The following is a 21,239-nucleotide window of genomic DNA, read 5'->3' on the forward strand; positions in this document are numbered from 1 at the left end:
TCCCGGTCGGGCGGTGGGAACGGGCGACGGCAGTGGCGGTGCGGTGGTCACTGTCGACCACAACACCGTCAATGGTGCTCCACTCGTGTCGTCGGCCGCTCAGCGACCCACCCTCTTTCCGGTGAACGGCAATGGTCCACTCCAGATCCCTGATGTCGGGGTGTCTTGGGCAGCGGGACAGCCCGACATCAGCGATGTCGAGTCGATCACGAATCTGTCGGAGGCGTCCCGTCAGTCCTTCTCGATGGTGACCTTGCTGGGCTTGGCGCTGCGCTCGTCGGTGGTCGGCTTGGTGGGCCGCTTGCCGTTCTCACCCGTACTGGTGATCTTGGTTGGTTTGGCGCCCCGGCCACCCTCGCCCGGAACGGCGGCCACCGTCGGCTCGCCGTCCACCCCGGCGCTGGCCGTGCCGCCGTCGACAGTCGTCATCGGCTCGGCCACCGGTCGAGTGCCGGCCTGCCCGGCCTCATCGGCGCTGGCGTTCGCCGGCTGCCGGACGTCGGCGGGCGCGGCCTTGAGGCCACCCGCCGCATCGCTACCGGCCGTACCGTCACCCGCCGCATCGCTACCGCCAGCACCGTCACCCGCCGCTCCGCTACCGGCCGTACCGTCACCGGCAGTGGCGTCGTCACTGTCGCCCGGGCCGCTGCCCCCGCTGGCCGACACGGTCGCGGCCTCGGCCGGCACGGCGGAAGCGTCGCCGTCGCCCGGACCGGTCCCGCTGCCCGCCGTCACGGTCGCGGCACTGCCGTTGGCCGCCACGGTCGCGGCACTGGCCGGCGCGTCGGGGCGGTCGCCGGTCGCCGGCGACGTCGGACCGTCGACCGGGCCGGTGATGGTGCGCAGCCGCAGCTCGGCCATCTGGCGCTCGATCTCGTCGGACTCCTGCCGGGCCTTCCAGGTCTCCTGCCGCAGGTCGGCGAGCTGCTGCTGGGCCTGCGCGATCTCCAACATCACCTGAGCGAGCTGCTGCCGACCCGCCGCCGCCTCCTGCTGCGTCGCCGCCAGGTGCTGCTGCGTGGTCGCGAGATGCTGCTGGGTGGTGGCCGCGTACTCCTCGAACTGGCGGCGTGAGGCCGCGACGTGCTCGTCGGCCTTGCGCCGCTTGTCGCCTGCCTCGGTCTCGGCGCGGCTCAGCATCTCGGCGGCCTCGGTTTCGGCGCGCTGGCGCAGGGTCGCCGCGTCCGCCTCGGCCGCCTGCCGGATGGCGTCCGCGCCCTGCTCGATCTCGTTCTTGCGGCTGGTGTACTCGGTCTCCAGCTCGTCGCGGCGCGCGGTGTACTCGGTCTCCAGCTCGTCGCGGCGCGCGGTCCAGCCCGACTCCAACTCCTGCTGGCGGGACTCGTGCTGCTTGTCCAGCTCGTCGCGGCGCTTGGCGAACTCCTGCTCGGCGGTGGACCGGCGCTGGGCCAGCTCCCGATCGGCCGCCTCGCGCCGCGAGTTGACCTCCTGCTCCACGCCCGCCCGCCAGGCGCCGAGTTCCTGCTGCGTCTGCGCCCGGGACTGCTGCACGTACGCCTCGGTCTCGCCGCGCATGCGCTGCACGTACGCCTCGGTCTCGGCCCGGCTGCGCTTGGACGCCTCGGACGCCTGCGTGGTGAGCCGCTCCGCCTCCTGCTGGGCCTTGGCCCGGGTGGCCCGGCCGGCCATCGACGCGTCGTCGATGATCTGCTTGGCCTCCTGCTGGGCCTTGGCGTGGGTCGCCCGGCCCGCCTCGGTCGCGGTGTCGGTGAGCCGCTTGGCCTCCTGCTGGGCCTTGACGTGCACTTCCTTGGCCGCCTCGCGCAGCTCCGCCGCCTCCTGGCGGGCGGTGGCCAGCGCCTCGCGGGCCTCCTCGCGCAGCTTGGTGGCCTCCTGCTGGGCCCGGGTGTGAATCTCCTTGGCGGCGTCCCGCAGCTGGGTGGCCTCCTGCTGGGCCTTGGCCAGCTCGTCCTGCGCTGCCTTGCGCAGCTTTGCCGACTCGTCCTTGGCCGAGCGCAGGGTCGCGTCCGCCTCCGCGCGGCGGGAGGCGCTGTGCCGCTCCTCCTCCTGGCGCCGGGCGGCGAGAGCGATCTCGAAGTCCTTCAAGGCCCGGGCGGCCTGCTCGCGGGCTTCCTCGATGATGTGCTCGGCGGCGGCCCGACGGGCGTCGATCTCCTCGTTGGCCGCGGACAGGATCTGCTCGGCCTGCTCCTCGGCGAGGGTGAGGATCGACTCGACCCGGGGACCCAGATGCCGGAAGGAAGCCCGGTCGACCACGTTCATCTGCTTGCGGACCTGGGTCAGATCCCGCTGCAGCACCTCGACCTGGCCGGCGAGCTTGTGGATCTGTGTATAGGCCTGTTCCCGTTCGGCGGCGAGGGTCGCGATCTCGTGCTCGGCACGTGCGACGTACCGGTCAACCTGTTTCTTCTCGTACCCCCGGAGAGCGGACTCGAAGCTGGGCTCCGTGGTCACGTCCCCGCCGAGAGCGAACAGTTCCTCGCCGTGCGACATGCCCCCATCCTCACACGCATCGCCCGCGGCTGGGGCGATACGGACGCCGCTTGTGGGACCTACTTCACTCCGTGGCGAGGGCACCACACCAAGGGTTGGGAAACGCACACGGCGCGAGGTCACACCGGTTACCCGGTGTCACCTCGCGCCGTCGATGCCCCAACCTGACGCCTCGCGTCAGCCGGCGGTCTCCGCGGTGACCCGCTCCTGAGCGCCGTCGGTCTTCTTCGTCTCGGGCTTCGCCGCCGCGGCGGGCGGCGACGAGGGAACGCCGGGCACGATGCCGGCGAGCCCGGAGAGCATCTGCCCGAGCTGCGAGGTGACCGCGTCCTTCTGCCGGGTGAGGTCCTCGACCTCGCGGCGGGCGGCCTGCGTGGTCAGCTCGGCCTCGGTGCGGGCCTCGGTGAGTAGACGCTGCGACTCGGCCTTGGCCTCGTTGAGCATCTTGTCGGACTGGGCCTTGGCCTTGTCGACCGTCTCGGCGGCGTTGCGCTCCGACTCGACGCGACGGGCCTCGGCGCGCTGCTCGATCTCCTTGGCGCGCTCCTGGGCGGCGCGGGCGCGCTGCTCGGCCTCGCTGACCATCTTCTGGGTCTGCGCCACCTGGGCGGCGTGCCGCTCGGACTCCTCGCGCTCGGCCTTCTCGCGCCGCTCGGCGAGTTGCAGCTCCAGGGCCTGGAGGTCCTTGTCGCGCTTGTCCCGCGCGTCGGTCAGCAGCTTGGTGGCCTCGGCGCGCTTCTCCTCGGCCTCGCGGGCGGCCTTGGCCCGCTGCTGGGTGATCTCCCGCTCGGCGGTGGCGCGCAGGGTGGCCACCTCCCGCTCCACGGTCGACTTCAGCTCGGCCACCTCGTGTGCCGTGACCGTCCGGAGCTGCTTGGTCTCGCGGTCAGCGTCGGCGCGCAGCGTGTCGGCCTCGCGGCGGGCCTGCACCCGGACCTCGGCGGCCTCCCGCTCGGCGGCGGTACGCAGGTTGCCCGCCTCGCGTTCCGCAGTGGCCTTCATCGCGGCGGCCTCGGCGCGGGCCTTGTCCGTGATCTCCCGCGCCTCGAGGCGGGCGGCGGAGAGGATGCCCTCCGACTCGCGCTTGGCCTCGTTGCGGTGGTCGTTGGCCTGCTCCTCGGCGAGCCGGAGGATCTGCTCGACGCGGGTGCCGAGCCCGGAGAGGGTGGGCCGGCTGTTCTCTTCGAGCTGCTTGTTGGTGTCGGTGAGCTTCTGCTCCAGCGCACTCATGCGCTGCTCGGCCTGGCGGAGGCGACGCTGGGCGTCGTTCATCCGCTGCTCGGCCTCGGCACGGGCCTGCTCGGACTGGGTCAGCGCGGCGGTCATCCGGCCGATGAAGTCATCGACCTGGTGAGTGTTGTATCCGCGCAGGCCAACGGTGAAATCTGGCTGCGAGTTCGCGTTATCGAAGAACGCGAGAGGGGAGGACTGCTGCTGGGGCATTGGGACATACTGGCAGACGCCCCAGGGTGCTTCGCAAGAGCGGTACGCAGCTTTCGTCTCCTCTTTACATGGTCAACTGCCCTGGCCCCCGGGGCCGGACCAATCGGCGATCTTGGCAGGTCCCGGGCCGGGCGGACGCCACGCAGCGTGACGCGAAAAAGGGCCACGGGGTGTCTCCCGTGACCCTTTGTTCGACCCGCATGGGTTCGGGCTAATGGGGGTGGAAGAACAATGGCCGATCACCGCATTGGCCATCGGGTGCTCATCCGTCCGGCCGGTGTCCCGCTCAGTGCCCCCGGAAGTGTCCCGCTCAGTGCCCCCGGAACCGGTTGATCGCCGCTTCGTGCCGGGCCCGCAGCTCCCCGTCCCGGACACCCAGCCCGTCCGACGGCGCGAGGCAGCGCACGCCGACCTTGCCCTGGTGCGCGTTGCGGTGCACCTCGTACGCGGCCTGACCGGTCTGTTCGAGGGAGTAGGTGCGGGACACCGTCGGGTGCACCTTGCCGAGCGCGACCAGCCGGTTGGCCTGCCACGCCTCGTGGTAGTTGGCGAAGTGGCTGCCCACGATCCGCTTGAGATGCATCCAGAGGTAGCGGTTGTCGTACTGGTGCTGGAAGCCGCTCGTGGACGCGCAGGTGACGATGGTGCCGCCGCGCCGGGCCACGTAGACGCTCGCGCCGAACGTCTCCCGGCCGGGGTGCTCAAAGACGATGTCCGGGTCCTCTCCACCGGTGAGTTCGCGGATCCGCTCACCGAACCGCCGCCACTCGTCCGGGTCCTGGGTCTGGTCGTCCCTCCAGAACCGGAAGTCCTCGGCGGCCCGGTCGATGACCAGCTCCGCGCCCATGCTGCGGCACAGCTCGGCCTTCTCGGGCGAGGAGACGACGCAGACCGGGATCGCGCCGCCGTTGAGGGCCATCTGGGTGGCGTACCCGCCGAGGCCACCGGACGCGCCCCAGATCAGCACCACGTCGCCCTGCTTCATGTTGGCGCCGTGGTGGGAGACCAACTGCCGGTACGCGGTCGAGTTGACCAGCCCCGGGCTGGCGGCCTCCTCCCAGCTGAGGTGGCGCGGCTTGGGCATGAGCTGGTTGGCCTTGACCACGGCGAGTTCGGCCAGCCCGCCGAAGTTGGTCTCGAAGCCCCAGATCCGCTGCTGCGGGTCGAGCATCGTGTCGTCGTGCCCGGCGGCGTCCTCCAGTTCGACCGAGAGGCAGTGCGCGACGACCTCGTCGCCGGCCACCCACCGGGTCACCCCGGGACCGGTACGCAGCACCACGCCGGCCGCGTCCGAACCGACCACGTGGTACGGCAGGTCGTGCCGACGGGTCAGCTCGGAGACCCGGCCGTAGCGCTCGAGGAACCGGAAAGTGGATACGGGTTCGAAGATGCTGGTCCACACCGTGTTGTAGTTGATCGCGCTGGCCATCACGGCGATCAGCGCCTCGCCCGGTCCGAGTTCCGGCGTCGGCACCTCCTGCACGTGCAGCGCCTTGCGGGGGTCCTTGTCCCGGGTGGACATGCCGTCGAACATCCGGGACTCCTCGGCGCGGACGACCACGCCCCGGTAACTCTCCGGTACGGGAAGTCCGGCGACGCCGGCCAGTTCCCGGTCCGGGTCGTTCGATTCCTCCGCCGCCATGATCGCTTCGAGGATGTCCTGCACGGTGACCTCCGGTTCGTCCCACACCCGCGCGGGCCCGGGTGCTGCCATCGTCGGCGCCGGTGGGACGCGACCGCCATGTCGGCATTCGACACATCCGGCACCGGCCGCGCTCCTGTGGGCCGGGACGTTACTGAACGGTAGCTAAAGCCGGAAGTCCTCTGTGAAAAACTGCATCCACCGATGCGTGAAGCTGCCCGACCAGGGCGAGAACCGCGCACGGACGTGCGTGTGAGCGCGCCCTCGCCAGGCGTTAGGAAGGGCCCCCTGCTATACGCGAGGCGTTAACAAAGGGCCCTTCCTTCAAGCCGTCAATGCGTGGCGGCGGGTTGGACCAGTTCGATCAGGACGCCGCCGGCGTCCTTGGGGTGGACGAAGTTGATCCGGCTGTCCGCGGTGCCGCGTCGCGGCTCGTCGTAGAGCAGCCGCATCCCCCGCTCACGCAGCGCCGCGCAGGCCACGTCGATGTCCGCCACGGTGTACGCGACCTGCTGCACGCCCGGCCCGTTGCGATCCAGGAACTTCGCGATCGTCGACTCCGCGGTGAGCGGGGCGAGCAACTGCACGCAGCCGCCCTCGGCGGTCGGCCCGACGGCCAGCATCGCTTCCCGTACGCCCTGTTCGGCGTTGGTCTCGACGTGTACGCAGCGCATCCCGAAGGTCCGCTGGTAGAAGTCGATCGCGGCGTCCAGGTCGGCGACGGCGATGCCGACGTGGTCGATCTTGCGAAGTCCGATGTCTGTGACGTAGTCCGCACCGGGCTCGACGGGGGAGTTCTCTGTCATGGCGCTAGTCTGGCCGAACCATCGTTCAGGCGTACAGCTCGGCACCCCCCTCGGAGGCAGGCATGGCTTCGGTGATCGTCAGCGGCGCGCGGACCCCCATGGGCCGGCTGCTGGGCAACCTCAAGGATCTCCCGGCCACCAAGCTCGGCGGGATCGCCATCAAGGCGGCCCTGGAGCGGGCGGGTGTCAGCCCCGACCAGGTCCAGTACGTGATCATGGGTCAGGTTCTCCAGGCCGGCGCCGGTCAGATCCCGGCCCGGCAGGCGGCGGTCGAGGCCGGCGTGCCGATGTCGGTGCCGGCGTTGACCATCAACAAGGTCTGCCTGTCCGGCCTGGACGCGATCGCCCTCGCCGACCAGCTCATCCGGGCCGGCGAGTTCGACATCGTGGTGGCCGGCGGGATGGAGTCGATGACCAACGCGCCGCACCTGCTGATGGGTCAGCGCACCGGCTACAAGTACGGCGACGTGGTGGTCAAGGACCACATGGCGCACGACGGGCTCAGCGACGCCTGGGACTGCTGTTCGATGGGCGAGTCGACCGAGCGGCTCGGCGCGCGGCACGGCATCACCCGCGAGGAGCAGGACGCGTTCGCCGCGACCAGCCACCAGCGGGCCGCCGCCGCGCAGAAGAACGGCCACTTCGCCGAGGAGATCACCCCGGTGCTGATCCCGCAGCGCAAGGGTGACCCGTTGGTGATCAGCGACGACGAGGGCATCCGGCCGGACACCACCGCGGAGTCGCTGGCCAAGCTGCGGCCCGCCTTCGCCAAGGACGGCACCATCACCGCCGGCAGTTCCTCGCCGATCTCCGACGGCGCCGCCGCGGTGGTCGTGATGAGCAAGGCCAAGGCCACCGAGCTGGGCCTGACCTGGCTGGCGGAGGTCGGCGCGCACGGCAACGTGGCCGGCCCGGACAACTCCCTGCACTCGCAGCCGTCCAACGCGATCAACCACGCCCTCAAGAAGGGCGGCCTGAGCGTCGAGGACCTGGACCTCATCGAGATCAACGAGGCCTTCGCTCAGGTCGGCATCCAGTCCACGCGTGACCTCGGCATCAGCCCCGACAAGGTCAACGTCAACGGCGGCGCGATCGCCCTGGGCCACCCGATCGGCATGTCCGGCGCGCGTCTCGTACTCACTCTCGCCCTGGAGCTGAAGCGTCGCGGCGGTGGCACCGGCGCGGCGGCGCTGTGTGGCGGCGGTGGCCAGGGTGACGCGCTGATCATCCACGTTCCGGCACAGTGAGCGAGACGACCGGGCACGCTCCGGCGGCGGGAGCCACGTCGGTGCGCCGTAGCCGGGACGTACCGCTGCTGGTCGAGCGGGCCCGCGCCGGTGACCCCCGGGCGGTGGCCCGCCTGATCACCCTCGTGGAGAACGGCGACGCGCTGCTGCCGGCGATCGCCGCCGCGCTGGCGCCGTACGCCGGTCAAGCCCAGGTGGTCGGGCTGACCGGCTCGCCCGGGGTGGGCAAGTCGACCACCACCAACGAGCTGGTCCGCGCGCTGCGGGCGCGGGGCCATCGGGTCGGCGTGTTGGCGGTCGATCCGTCCAGCCCGTTCACCGGCGGGGCGATCCTCGGCGACCGGGTGCGGATGCAGGACCACGCCACCGACCCGGGTGTCTACATCCGGTCGATGTCCAGTCGGGGGCATCTCGGCGGGCTGGCGGCGGCGACGCCGCAGGCGGTCCGGGTGCTGGAGGGCGCCGGCTGCGACGTGGTGCTGGTGGAGACCGTCGGCGTCGGGCAGGCCGAGGTGGAGGTGGCCTCGCTGGCCGACACCACGCTGGTGCTGCTCGCCCCGGGCATGGGCGACGCGATCCAGGCCGTCAAGGCCGGCATCCTGGAGATCGCCGACGTGTTCGTGGTCAACAAGGCCGACCGGGACGGCGTCGACGCCACGGTCCGCGACATCCAGGGCATGATCGCGCTCGGCGAGCGCGGGCCGGGGCAGTGGCGGCCGCAGGTGGTCCGCTCGGTCGCGGCCCGGGGCGAGGGCATCGACGACATCGCCGCCGCCCTCGACAAGCACCGCGGTTGGCTGGTCGAGCACGGCGAGCTGCGTCGCCGGCAGGAGGCGCGGGCCGCCGCCGAGATCGAGGCCATCGCGCTCGGCGCCCTCCGCGCCAGGATCGGCTCACTGCGCGACGGTACGGAGTTGAGCACGCTCGCCGCCTCCGTCGCTGCCGGTGACCTCGACCCGTACGCGGCTGCGGACGAGCTGCTCGCCCAACTGGCGAACTGACCCGGCCCGAACGGCCGCGCGACCCGCGCGCCTGGACGCGAAGCGCCCTCCGGTTTTAGTAGGCTCGCGGCCGGCAGCGACCTGCCACGCGGCGGACCGACGATCAGGTCGGTCCACAGTGCACCGGGACCAGGGGAGACGTGAGCATGACGGACGCGGTGGAGAACGCCGGCACGACGCAGCCGACGACGGGCGCGGCCCGGGGTGTGACGTCGGTGTCCGACGAGGTGGTGGAGAAGATCGCCGGTGCGGCCGCTCGCGCGGTTCCCGGTGTCGCCGACCTCGGCGGTGACGTGGCCCGGTTCTTCAACAGCGTGCTCGACAAGGTCGGCCTGGACGAGGTGGGCGACGCCCGCCGGGGCGTCTCGGCCGACGTGAAGGGCACCTCGGCCGTCGTCAACGTGGTTCTGGTGATCGACGCCGGTTCCGTCGTGGCCGACGTGACCGAGGCGGTGCGAGCCGCGGTCATCGAGGCGGTGGAGAAGTACGGCCTGTCGGTCACGCAGGTCAACGTCACGGTGGACGACATCGAGCTGAACCAGCCGGGCGCCGCCGGTTGATCGTGGCTCGTCTGGTTACCCGCCGGTATGGCCTGACTTAGCGATCGTTCAGGCAAGGGCTCTACACTCGGTGTGCTGGTCGAGCAACCGAGGAGGAGCCCCGCGCATGGACGCCGACGAGATCGCCGCCGGACGGGCACGCTGGCAGGCCCGGTACGACTCCGCGCGCAAGCGGGACGCCGACTTCACCACGCTCTCCGGGATGACCGTCGACCCGGTCTACGGGCCGCCCGAGGGCACCTCCTACCCGGGCTTCGAGCGCATCGGCTGGCCGGGCGAGTACCCGTACACCCGGGGTCTGTATCCCACCGGCTATCGCGGTCGGACCTGGACGATCCGGCAGTTCGCCGGCTTCGGCAACGCGCGGCAGACCAACGAGCGTTACAAGATGATCCTCGGCGCCGGCGGCGGCGGCCTCTCGGTCGCGTTCGACATGCCGACGCTGATGGGCCGCGACTCGGACGACCCGCAGTCGCTCGGCGAGGTCGGGCACTGCGGCGTCGCCATCGACACCGCCACCGACATGGAGGCGCTCTTCGACGGCATCGACCTGGCCGGCGTCACCACCTCCATGACGATCTCCGGCCCGGCCGTGCCGGTGTTCTGCATGTACCTGGTCGCCGCCGAGCGGCAGGGCGCCGACCTGTCCACGCTGGACGGCACGTTGCAGACCGACATCTTCAAGGAGTACATCGCGCAGAAGGAGTGGCTGTTCGACCCCGAGCCGCACCTGCGCCTGATCGGCGACCTGATGGAGTACTGCGCGGCCGAGATCCCGCGCTACAAGCCGCTGTCGGTCTCCGGCTACCACATCCGCGAGGCCGGCTCGACCGCCGCGCAGGAGCTGGCGTACACCCTCGCCGACGGCTTCGGCTACGTCGAGCTGGGTCTCTCGCGCGGACTCGACGTGAACGTGTTCGCGCCCGGACTGAGCTTCTTCTTCGACTCGCACCTCGACTTCTTCGAAGAGATCGCCAAGTTCCGCGCCGCCCGCCGGATCTGGGCCCGCTGGCTGCGCGACGTCTACGGCGCGACCAGCGAGAAGGCGCTCTGGCTGCGCTTTCACACCCAGACCGCCGGCGTGTCGCTGACCGCGCAGCAACCGGTCAACAACGTCGTGCGGACGGCCGTCGAGGCGCTCGCCGCGGTGCTCGGCGGCACCAACTCGCTGCACACCAACGCGCTCGACGAGACCCTCGCGCTGCCCACCGACGAGTCCGCCGAGATCGCCCTGCGGACGCAGCAGGTGCTGATGGAGGAGACCGGCGTGGTCAACGTGGCCGACCCGCTCGGCGGCTCCTGGTACGTCGAGGCGCTGACCGACAAGATCGAGGCCGAGGCGGAGGAGATCTTCGCCCGCATCCGCCAGCTCGGCGGGGAGGGGCCGCACCAGATCGGTCCGATGACCTCGGGCATCCTGCGTGGCATCGAGGACGGCTGGTTCACCGGGCACATCGCCGAGTCGGCGTTCGTCTACCAGCAGGCCCTGGAGAAGGGCGACAAGAAGATCGTCGGCGTCAACCGCCACACCGGCACGGTCGCCAAGGAACTGGAGATCCTGCGCATCTCGCACGAGGTGGAGCTGGAGCAGCGCCGGGTGCTCGCCGAGCGCAAGAGCGCGCGGGACGAGGCCGCGGTGCGCGCGGCGGTGACCCGGATGGTCGAGGTCAGCCGCACCGACGGGAACATGATCCCCGCCATGCTCGACGCCGTCCGCGCCGAGGCCACGCTCGGCGAGATCTGCGACGCCCTGCGAGCCGAGTGGGGCACCTACCGCGAACCCGCCCGCTTCTGACCCCCCGGCCCCTCAGCCCCGTCGATCTTGCGGTTTCTGTGGCGGCATAAGCCGCAAAAGCGACGTAGCGGCAACCGAAAGCGCAAGATCGACGGGGCTGGGAACGGGGGGCCGTTTCGCGTTGTCCGATAGGCGTGAGAGTTGCGACGTTGGAGTTGTGGGTGAGCCGGGAATGCGGGCCCACGTGCGAGACTAGGTAACCATGAGCGACCCACGGATCACCTCGTCGATCTTTACCCGCGGCGCGGTCGACCTCAGCACGCTGCGTGGCCCCGCACCAGCCGGTACCCGCCCCGGCGCACCCCCGCAGGGCGGCCCGTCCGCCGGCACACCGGGCGCACCGACCGCCGACAACGCCCCCATCGTCGACGTCACCGAAGCGACCATCCAGTCCGCGGTGCTCGAGCAGTCGATGGCCATGCCCGTCATCGTCTTCTTCGGCGCGGCTGGCTTCCCCGAGAGCGACGAGTTCGCCCCGGTGCTCGAGCGGCTGGCGGCCGAGGGCGGCGGCGCCTGGTTGCTGGCCCGGGTCGACGTGCAGGAAAACCCGCGGATCGCCCAGATGTTCCGGGTCCAGGGCGTCCCGACGGTCTACGCGGTCGTCGGCGGCCAGCCGATCGACGCCTTCTCCGGTGTGGTGCCCGAGGCCCAGCTCCGCCAGTGGATCCAGGCCGTTCTCAAGGCCGGCGGCGTGACCGTCGCCGAGCCGGAGGACCCGCGCCTCGACGAGGCGGACGACGCGCTCATGAGCGGCGACCTGGACGCCGCCGAGCAGGCGTACCGCAAGATTCTCGCCGACGCCCCCGCGGACGCCGCGGCCACGGCGGGCCTCGCCCAGGTCGGCGTGGCACGCCGGGTGGCGGGCGCCGACCCGGCCACCGCGCTGGCCGCCGCCGAGAGCGCCCCCGACGACGTCGCGGCCCAACTGCTGGCCGCCGACATCGAGGTGCTCAGCGGGCTGGCCGAGCAGGCGTACGCCCGCCTCGTCGGCCTGGTCCGGCGCACCGCCGGTGAGGACCGCGAGACGGTCCGCCAGCACCTGGTGTCGCTCTTCTCCATCGCCGGCCCGGACGATCCGGCGGTCGCCTCGGCCCGTAGGGCACTGGCCAGCGCCCTGTTCTGAGTCCGCAGCACGACTGTGAGTGCGTAGTACGCCAGCGCGGGCCGGCGTTCGCCGGCCCGCCCGACCACCGGGGACGGGAGCTCATGATGCGCCGGATCGCCGTCCTCGACGCGCCGACAAACCTCGGCCTGCGACCGCCGACGTCCACCTCCGTGCCGGGCTGCGCCAAGGCGCCCGGCGCGCTGCGCGACCACGACCTGCTGGCCCGGCTGCGGGCCCGCGACGCCGGGTGCCTCACCCCACCCCGGTACGACCCCGGTGACTGGCGGCCCGGGGACGGCGTGTGCCACGCCCGGGAGATCGCCGACTACTCGCTCGCGCTCGCCGAGCGGATCGGCTCGATCATCGACCGGGGTGAGTTCCCGGTGGTGCTGGGTGGCGACTGTTCCGTGCTGCTCGGTTCCGCGCTCGCCATGCACCGCCTCGGTGAGGCGGTCGGCGGGCGGATCGGACTGGTCTTCGTCGACGGGCACTCCGACTTCCGGCACCCCGGCAACGCCTCCTACGTCGGCGCGGCCGCCGGGGAGGACCTGGCCCTGGTCACCGGGCGCGGGCAGGCCGACCTGGCCGCCCTGGAGGGTCGCCGGCCCTACTTCCGCGACATCGACGTGGTGGTGCTCGGCATCCGTGCGCAGGACGAGTACCGCCTCGACCTCCAGGCCGCCGGCATCACCACCCGCCCGGTCCCCGCGCTGCGCGCCGAGGGCGCCGCCCGGACCGCCCAGTGGGCACACGAGCAGCTCGCCGACTGCGCGGGCTACTGGGTGCACATCGACGTCGACGTCCTCGACCCGGCGGTGATGCCGGCCGTCGACGCCCCCGACCCGGGCGGCATCGCCTTCGCCGAGCTGGAGATCCTGCTCGCCGGCCTGGTCGACACGCCACACTGCCTCGGCGTTGAACTGACCGTCTTCGACCCCGACTACGACCCGGACGGCTCGTACGCCGCCGAGATCGTCAACACCGTGGTCGCCGGTCTGGCTCCCGTCAGTGCCCCGGAGGCGATGCCGCCGCGGCTGCTGTCGCCCCGGCCCACGACCGCCGCGAGACGTGCCACCGAACGGACGACGGCCGCCGGCCGGTCCGACCGCGCCGAGCGCCACGGCGGGCCCGCCGGGCTTGCTCGTGCCGCGGGGGTGCCGGGCTCTGCCAGCCCTGATCGCGGTGCGGGCACCGTCGCCGACGCTGCCCGGTTCGATGAGTTCGACGGCGAGGGCCTCGACGAGGACGACACGTCCGGCGCAGCCTCTCCCGGCCTCGGCTCCTCCCGCCTCCCGGTGTCGAGGAGTGAGGCGGCCGACGAGGTCGCGGCGGAGGCCGAGCCATCCGTGATCCGCGACCGGTCCCCGTCCGAGCCTTCCGGCCTCGCGGCGCAGATCGCGGCCACGGTCGAGCCGTCGGGCCTCGCGGCGCAGATCGCGGCCACGGTCGAGCCGTCGGGCCTCGCGGCGACGGTCGAGCCGTCGGGCCTCGCGGCGACGGTCGAGCCGTCGGGGCTCGCGGCGCAGATCGCGGCCACGGTCGAGCGCGAACCGGTCGGTCCGCCCGCGTCGGCCGGCCCGGGTCTGCTGCGGCGGCCCTCCCCGCCGGCCCAGAACGCACCCGAACGGCCCCAGACCGACACCGCCTGACCCGCTCGCGGCCACCCGACTCGTGATCCACTCGGTATCAGCGAAACCGGGGTGTCCGGACGGCTTGGACGCCCCGGTTTCAGTGAAACCGAGTGGATCAAGGGTCGGGTGGGTCAGGGGGTAGGCAGGGCGCGGAGGAAGCGTTCGGCGATCGGGACGGCCGAGGCGGTGCTGGCGCCGCCCTTCTCCACGAACACGGCGAATGCGACGTCACCCCGCCAGCCCACGAACCAGGCGTGCGTGTGGGCCGGGTTGTCGTCGAACTCGGCGGTGCCGGTCTTGCCGTACACCTCGCCGCCCGGGACGTCCTTGAGCGCGCTGGCGGTGCCGGCGGTGACCACCTCGCGCATCATCGTGCGCAGCGCCGTGACGGACTCCGGCTTGAGCTGCCCACCGGGCGGGGCCGGCTTGGCCGGCGCCGGGTCGACCAGCAGTTTCGGCTGCTCGAAGCGGCCCCGGGCGACGGCCGCCGTGGCACCGGCCATGGCCAGGGGGCTGACCAGCGTGGTGCCCTGGCCGAACGACGCGGCGGCCTGCTCGGCGGGGCTGCCGCCGGTGGAGACCTTGCCGGTGAAGACATCCACGCCGAGGTCCCACTGCCCCTCCAGCCCCAGGGACCGGCCGGCGGCGGCCAGCCCGTCGCCGCCGAGCTTCGGCGCCAGCGAAGCGAAGGCCGTGTTGCAGGACTTCGCGAAGTCGGTGCGGAACGGCACCGAGCCCAACTCGAAGTTGTCCGAGTTCTTGAAGGACCGGCCGTCGACGGTGAAGGTCTTCTTGCACTCCACCGGGCCGTCCAGAGTGACCGCGCCCCGGTCCAGCAGGCCCAGCGCGCTCACCATCTTGAAGGTGGAGCCCGGCGGTACCTGTGCGCTGAACGCCAGGTTCTCGCCGGCCGGGCCGGGACCGTTGGCGGCGGCGAGTACCGCGCCGTCGCTGACCCGTACCGCGACCAGGGCGGAGCGGAGCGGCTCCGCGCGCAGTGCCCCGTCGGCCGCGTTCTGGGTGGCCACGTCCAGGGTGGTCTTCAGCGCCTGGCCCGGCTGGGGATCGCGGCGGAACAGCTCGGTGCCGGTGGGCGCGAGCTTGCCGTCCTCGGTGGGCCGTTCGACCAGGACGGTCAGCCCGGGGGCGCCGCGCAACCGCTCGTCGTAGCGGCCCTGCAGGCCACCGTGTCCGACGAGGTCGCCGGCGACGTACCTGTCGGGGTGGGCAGTGAGGTCGTCGGCCTGCGCCTGGTCGACACTGCCGAGCAGCGCGCGGGCGAACTCGCGGGTGGGTGCGAGGTCGAGCTTGTCGGAGATGAACTTGGTGCCGGGCAGGTCGTAGATGCGAGGTTTGATCTGCTTGTACGCGTCCTCGCGCAGGGTCACCACCTCGACGAACGCACCCGGATCGGCCTCGGCGACCCGCTTGGGAAGGTCGGCCAGGTCGACGCCGGGGACCAGAGCCGGACGGATCGCCTTGAAGGCGGCGTCGAGATCCTTGACCAGCTTCTTGATGTCGGTGACCTGGTTGGGCTGCACGCCCACCCGCACGATCGGGCGCGGTGACACGATCGGCGTGCCCGCCGCGTCCAGCACGCCGGCACGCGGGCCGGCGTCGCGGCGCAGCGCCAGCCGGTCGCCCCTGGTGAGCTGCTCGTGGAGGACCCGCGGCTCCCACATCACCCGCCACTGGTCGTCGTCGCCCTGGATGAGCCGCAGCTCCCGGTCGTACGTCCAGTGGGTCTGGCCCGGCAGCGTCCAGTCCACCCGGATGGTGGTAGTCGCGATGTTCTTCGTGATCTTCGGATCGCCCTGCCGGGTCAGCGTGGGCGGGGTGCTGGCCAGCTCGCCGGACAGCTCCTTGATCTCCTTGCTCACCTCGGCCGCCGGCGTCTTCGCGCCGGTCGAGTCGACCATGGCGACTGCCTGCAGGTCGCCGCTGCGCCAACCGGCGAGGAAGGCGTCGGCGCTGCGCTCCGGCCCGTCGTCTCCGGAGCACGCCGCCAGCACACCGGCGGTGAGCAGGGACGCGGTGAGCGCGGCCACCCGGCGCGCGCGGTTCGACCGGTTTGGGCGGGGGTAGGACAAGGTCATGAAGCGGTCCTTCCGATCTCGTGCTGCTCTGCACGGTAGTACGCGAACGCTGTCCCCAACGCCCCGGGAAGTCCTCGACGTGCGGAAAGACGGACCGAGCCGGTGTGATGAACATCGCGCGGCGGGGTATCCCGCAACCGGCCAACCTCGGACCCGCAACGGGTGAAAGGACGAAGTCCCGATCCGGACGCCCTGCCAGTGGTCCGCCGACGAAGGCGGCAAACGGCAGGCCTAGGCTGGGCGGCAGAGTGACCCACAACGCGGTGGGTCGAGGGGAGTGGCACCGATGGACCGGCGTCCGGCGATCAAACCGGAACCCGACCTCCGACCGGATAACTCCGGGCGGGACGAGGACAGCTTCGATTCGGCGACCGACGGGGACGGCTACGGCCGGCTCGACACCGGCGTCACAGGGCTGACCGGGTCGAGCATCGACACCATCTACGATCTGGGTCTGCCGAGCGAGGCGTTGGCCGACGACGTGGAGGACGCCGAGCTCGACGAACCCGTACCCAACGCGGAGCGGCTGGTGGCCCAGGCCGTCGCGCTCGCCGGGGACGACCATGACGCGGCGACCCTGGTCGGCCGTTTCTGGCGGTTCGCCCCGGACGAGGAGCTGGTCGGCTTCACGGCGGAGGAGATGCTCGACGCGGCCCGGGCGCACCGGGACCTCGCGCAGCAGCGGGTGCCCGGCGAGTTGAAGCTGCGCATCCACGAGCCGCACGCCGACCAGCACCACACCGTCGTCGAGATCGTCACCGACGACATGCCGTTCCTGGTCGACTCGGTGACCGCGCTGCTCAACTCGTACCACCTCGACGTACACCTGCTGGTGCACCCGCTGGTGGTGGTCCGGCGCGAGCCGCTGGGCCAGCTCACCGAGGTTTCGGCGGACGTGGAGCCGGACGACGCGATCGCCGGTGACATCGTCGAGAGCTGGATGCGGATCGAGATCGACCCGGTCCGGGACGCGGCCGAGCGGGACCGGTTGCGGCACGAGCTGCAACGGGTGCTCACCGACGTACGGGAGGCCGTGGAGGACTGGCCGAAGATGCGTCAGCGGGCCCTCGCGCTCGCCGACGAGCTGGCCTCGGCCCGTACCTCGGACAACCGCCCGCCGGTGCCGGAGAAGGACATCACCGACTCGGTGGAGCTGCTGCGCTGGCTCGCGCACGACCACTTCACGTTCCTCGGCTACCGCGAGTACCGCCTGGTCGACGCCCCAGACGGAAACCCCGCGGACCCGGTGGACGGCAAGGCCCTCGAAGCGGTGCTCGGCACCGGGCTGGGCATCCTGCGCTCGGACTCCCCGGACGCCCGGTCGCTGGCCTCGATGACGCCCGAGGCGCACGAGAAGGTGCTGGAGAAGCGCCTCCTCATCATCACCAAGGCCAACTCGCGGGCCACCGTGCACCGCTCGGCGTACCTGGACTACATCGGCTTCAAGATCTTCAACGAGGCCGGCGAGGTCATCGGCGAGCGGCGTTTCCTGGGGCTGTTCTCCACCGCCGCGTACCGGACCAGCGTCCGGGAGCTGCCGGTGGTGCGACGCAAGGTCGCCGAGGTGCTCGACCGTTCCGGCCTGAGCCGGCGCAGCCACTCCGGCAAGGACCTGCTCCAGATCCTGGAGACCTACCCGCGCGACGAGCTGTTCCAGATCAAGACCGACGACCTGTACCACGCGGTGATCGGCGTGCTGCGGATGGCGGGTCGCCGGCAGCTGCGGGTGTTCCTGCGCCGTGACGCGTACGGGCGGTTCATCTCCTGTCTGATCTACCTGCCCCGCGACCGGTTCACGACGCAGAACAGGCTGCGCATGCAGGACATCCTGCTGCGCGAGCTGAACGGTGTCGGGGTGGACTACACGACCCGGGTCACCGAGTCGATGCTCGCCCGGATCCACTTCATCGTCCGTACCGATCCGACCCGGCCGCCCGGCGAGATCGACGCCGACCTGTTGGCCGAGGAGCTGGCCGACGCGACCCGGCTCTGGGACGACGACTACCGGCTGGTGCTGGAGCGCAAGCTCGGCGACGAGCAGGCCAAGCACCTGTTCGCCCGGTACGCCGACGCGTTCCCGGAGGGCTACAAGGACGGGCACACGCCGTACGAGGCGATGAAGGACCTGGCCAAGCTGGAGCTGCTGGAGGAGCCCGGCCAGCTCGAGATGCACCTGTTCCGCAAGCAGCTCGCGCCCCGGCCGGGCACCCGCGTGCCGGGCGCCGACGTGCCCGACGACATGAACGTGCGGTTCAAGGTCTACCGGTACGGGGAGCCGATGATGCTCTCCGCCGTGCTGCCCGTGCTGCACTCGCTCGGCGTACGGGTGGTCGACGAGCACCCGTACGAGGTGGACCGGATCGACGGTCGGGTCTACCTGTACGACTTCGGCCTGATGCTGCCCGAGGGGCACCACGAGCTGGCCGAGGTCCGTCCGCACGTGGAGAACGCGTTCGCGGCGGCCTGGCGCGGCGAGGCCGAGGTGGACCGGTTCAACGAGCTGGTGCTGCGCGCCGGACTGACCTGGCGGCAGGTGGTGGTGCTGCGGGCGTACGCGAAGTATCTGCGGCAGGCCGGCACGGTCTTCTCGCAGGACTACATGGAGCAGACCTTCATCGCGTACCCGAAGCTCGCCAGCCTGCTGGTGGAGCTGTTCGAGACCCGGTTCGCGCCGGGTGACCTGAGCGCCGAGCAGCGGCGGCAGCGCAGCGGCGAGCTGGTGGAGACGATCCGGGGCGCGCTGGACGACGTGGCCAGCCTCGACCAGGACCGGATCCTGCGCTCGTACCTGACGCTGATCGAGGCGACCCTGCGGACCAGCTTCTACCAGAAGCCGGTCGGCGGGCGGCCGAAGGCGTACGTGGCGTTCAAGCTGGACCCGCAGGCCATTCCGGACCTGCCGGCGCCCCGGCCGAAGTTCGAGATCTTCGTGTACTCGCCCCGGTTCGAGGGTGTGCACCTGCGGTTTGGGCCGGTGGCCCGGGGCGGGTTGCGCTGGTCCGACCGTCGGGAGGACTTCCGCACCGAGGTGCTGGGCCTGGTCAAGGCGCAGATGGTGAAGAACACGGTGATCGTGCCGGTGGGCGCCAAGGGCGGCTTCGTGCTGAAGCAGAAGCCGGGGGACCGGGACGAGGCGGTCGCCTGCTACCAGGAGTTCGTCGGCGCGATGCTCGACGTCACCGACAACATCGTCAGCGGGCAGATCGTGCCGCCGGACGACGTGGTCCGGCACGACGGCGACGACCCCTACCTGGTGGTCGCCGCGGACAAGGGCACGGCCACGTTCTCGGACATCGCCAACGAGATCTCGCTGGCGCACAACTTCTGGATGGGCGACGCGTTCGCCTCCGGCGGTTCGGCCGGGTACGACCACAAGAAGATGGGCATCACCGCCCGTGGCGCCTGGGAGTCCGTGAAGCGGCACTTCCGGGAGCTGGGCCTGGACACCCAGACCCAGGACTTCACGGTGGTCGGCGTCGGCGACATGTCCGGCGACGTGTTCGGCAACGGGATGCTGCTCTCCGAGCACATCCGGCTGGTGGCCGCGTTCGACCACCGGCACATCTTCCTGGACCCGGACCCGGACGCCGCCACCTCGTACGCGGAGCGTCGGCGGCTGTTCGACCTGCCCCGCTCCTCCTGGGAGGACTACAACGAGGAGCTGATCTCGGCCGGGGGCGGCATCTTCTCGCGTACCGCGAAGTCGATTCCGATCACGCCGCAGGTCCGGGCGGCGATCGGCCTCGACGACGACGTCACGCAGATCTCGCCACAGGAGCTGATGAAGGCGATCGTCACCGCTCCGGTGGACCTGTTCTGGAACGGCGGCATCGGCACGTACGTCAAGGCCTCCACCCAGACCAACGCGGAGGTGGGCGACAAGTCCAACGACGCGATCCGGGTGGACGGGCGCAGCCTGCGCTGCCGGGTGGCGGGCGAGGGCGGCAACCTGGGCTGGACCCAGCTCGGCCGGATCGAGTACGCGTTGACCGGTGGCCGGATCTACACCGACTTCATCGACAACGCGGCCGGTGTGGACACCTCCGACCACGAGGTGAACATCAAGATCCTGCTGAACACCGCGGTGGCCGACGGCGAGCTGACCACCGCCGAGCGGGACGATCTGTTGGCCGGGATGACCGACGAGGTCGCCGAACTGGTGCTGCGCGACAACTACGACCAGGCTCGGGCGATCAACAACGCCCAGGCCCAGGCCGCCTCGCTGCTCCCGGTGCACCGCCGGATGATCAACGAGTTGGAACGTTCGGGCGGGTTGGACCGCGCGTTGGAGGCGCTGCCGCCGGACGAGGAGTTGGCGGTCCGGAGCGAATCCGGCCTGACCGCGCCGGAGTTCGCGGTGCTGCTCGCGTACGTGAAAATCGTCCTTGAGCGGGAGATCCTCACCGAGGGGCTGGCCGACGAGGAGTGGACGACCGACGTTCTGGTCAACTACTTCCCGACGCCCATGCGTGAGCGGTTCGCCGACCGGATGGGCCGGCACCGGCTGCGCCGGGACATCGTCACCACCGTGCTGGTCAACGAGGCGATCAACCGGGGTGGCATCTCGTTCATCTTCCGGGTGGTCGAGGAGACGGCGGCCAGCGCCGCGGACGTGATCCGTGCGTACGTGGTGGTCAGTGAGGTGTTCGGCCTGCGCGACCTGTGGGACGCGGTCGAGGCGCTGGACAACAAGGTTGCGCCGGAGTTGCAGACCAGCGTCTACCTGGACACCCGCCGGTTGCTCGACCGGGCGGTGCGTTGGCTGGTCTCCAACCGGCGCTCGCCCATCGACGTGCCGGCCGAGATCGCCCGACTGCGCGACGGGGTCACCCGGCTGCTGCCGGGTCTGGAGGAGCTGTTCTACGGCGGCGAGCGGCAGGCCATCGCGGCGCACATCGACTCGATGACCGAGCGCGGGCTGCCCCGCGAGCTGGCCGAGCGGGCGACCCGGCTGATGTACAGCTTCGGTCTGATGGACGTGGTGGAGACCGCGAACGCCAGCGGGCGGGACGTCAGCGAGGTGGCCTCGGTCTACTTCGTGCTCTCCGACCTGTTCCGGGTGGACTCGCTGCTGTCGAAGATCTCCCTGCTGCCGCGGGAGGACCGCTGGCAGACCCTCGCGCGGATGGCGCTGCGGTACGACCTGTACGCGGCGTTGGCCGCGCTCACCGCCGAGGTGCTCGACTCGACCGGGGACGAGTTGCCGCCGCACGAGCGGGTGCAGCAGTGGGAGCAGTCGAACGCCACGTCGATCCACCGGGCCCGCCAGGCGATGGGGGAGTTCGACGAGTCGCGGGCGGATCTCGCTGCCCTGTCCGTGCTGCTGCGCCAGATCCGCACCCTGGTGCGGACCTCCGCCGCCGCCTGAGTCACTACGCCGGACGCGGGGTGGGGGGGGGGGGTGGGGCTGCGGGCGGCGCCGCGGGCCGTCGACGGCG

At 71.4% G+C, this 21,239-nt stretch carries 11 protein-coding genes and 1 pseudogene; 7 read left to right on the plus strand and 5 right to left on the minus strand.

The features are described 5' to 3' along the window. Nucleotides 1-231: 231 nt before the first annotated feature. The 4 genes from AB0I89_RS31400 to mce form a co-directional block, all read right to left on the minus strand. Nucleotides 232-2,475, minus strand: a complete 2,244-nt coding sequence (locus AB0I89_RS31400; RefSeq protein ID WP_357134191.1) for a hypothetical protein — start codon at nt 2,473-2,475, stop codon at nt 232-234. Between the two features lie 177 nt (nt 2,476-2,652). Next, entirely contained in the window at nt 2,653-3,918 is a 1,266-nt protein-coding gene (locus AB0I89_RS31405) for a cell division protein DivIVA (protein ID WP_357134193.1), read from the minus strand. Nucleotides 3,919-4,228: 310 nt separating this feature from the next. Continuing rightward, nucleotides 4,229-5,584: a crotonyl-CoA carboxylase/reductase gene (ccrA, locus tag AB0I89_RS31410; RefSeq protein ID WP_357134257.1), complete on the minus strand. Its 1,356-nt coding sequence runs from the start codon at nt 5,582-5,584 to the stop codon at nt 4,229-4,231. Nucleotides 5,585-5,892: 308 nt separating this feature from the next. Further along, nucleotides 5,893-6,366 (minus strand): methylmalonyl-CoA epimerase, encoded by a 474-nt coding sequence (gene mce, locus AB0I89_RS31415; protein WP_357134195.1) that lies wholly within the window; start codon nt 6,364-6,366, stop codon nt 5,893-5,895. A gap of 62 nt (nt 6,367-6,428) precedes the next feature. On the opposite strand from mce, the gene AB0I89_RS31420 reads away from it, so the two are divergent. The 6 genes and pseudogenes from AB0I89_RS31420 to AB0I89_RS31445 all read left to right on the plus strand — a co-directional run. Continuing rightward, nucleotides 6,429-7,613, plus strand: coding sequence for an acetyl-CoA C-acetyltransferase (locus AB0I89_RS31420; protein WP_357134198.1), 1,185 nt, complete (start codon nt 6,429-6,431; stop codon nt 7,611-7,613). Beyond that, entirely contained in the window at nt 7,610-8,614 is a 1,005-nt protein-coding gene (meaB, locus tag AB0I89_RS31425; RefSeq protein ID WP_357134200.1) for a methylmalonyl Co-A mutase-associated GTPase MeaB, read from the plus strand. Before AB0I89_RS31420 ends, meaB begins: the two co-directional genes overlap by 4 nt. 146 nt (nt 8,615-8,760) lie before the next feature. Then, entirely contained in the window at nt 8,761-9,174 is a 414-nt protein-coding gene (locus AB0I89_RS31430; protein ID WP_357134201.1) for an Asp23/Gls24 family envelope stress response protein, read from the plus strand. 106 nt (nt 9,175-9,280) lie between these two features. After that, nucleotides 9,281-10,969 (plus strand): methylmalonyl-CoA mutase family protein, encoded by a 1,689-nt coding sequence (locus AB0I89_RS31435; protein ID WP_357134203.1) that lies wholly within the window; start codon nt 9,281-9,283, stop codon nt 10,967-10,969. Nucleotides 10,970-11,171: 202 nt separating this feature from the next. After that, a complete protein-coding gene (locus AB0I89_RS31440) occupies nt 11,172-12,092 on the plus strand; it encodes a tetratricopeptide repeat protein (RefSeq protein ID WP_357134205.1) in 921 nt (306 codons plus the stop codon). Nucleotides 12,093-12,175: 83 nt separating this feature from the next. After that, nucleotides 12,176-13,345: pseudogene (locus AB0I89_RS31445) on the plus strand (arginase family protein); the annotation flags it as partial. Nucleotides 13,346-13,836: 491 nt separating this feature from the next. Here AB0I89_RS31445 and AB0I89_RS31450 read toward each other — a convergent pair. Beyond that, entirely contained in the window at nt 13,837-15,801 is a 1,965-nt protein-coding gene (locus AB0I89_RS31450; RefSeq protein ID WP_357134207.1) for a penicillin-binding transpeptidase domain-containing protein, read from the minus strand. Nucleotides 15,802-16,087: 286 nt separating this feature from the next. Here AB0I89_RS31450 and AB0I89_RS31455 point away from each other — a divergent pair, with 286 nt between their 5' ends. After that, on the plus strand, nt 16,088-21,169 hold the full coding sequence (locus AB0I89_RS31455; RefSeq protein WP_357134209.1) for an NAD-glutamate dehydrogenase: 5,082 nt from the start codon (nt 16,088-16,090) through the stop codon (nt 21,167-21,169). Nucleotides 21,170-21,239 lie beyond the last annotated feature (70 nt).

This window comes from Micromonospora sp. NPDC049801 (assembly GCF_040656575.1).
GTDB lineage: Bacteria > Actinomycetota > Actinomycetes > Mycobacteriales > Micromonosporaceae > Micromonospora.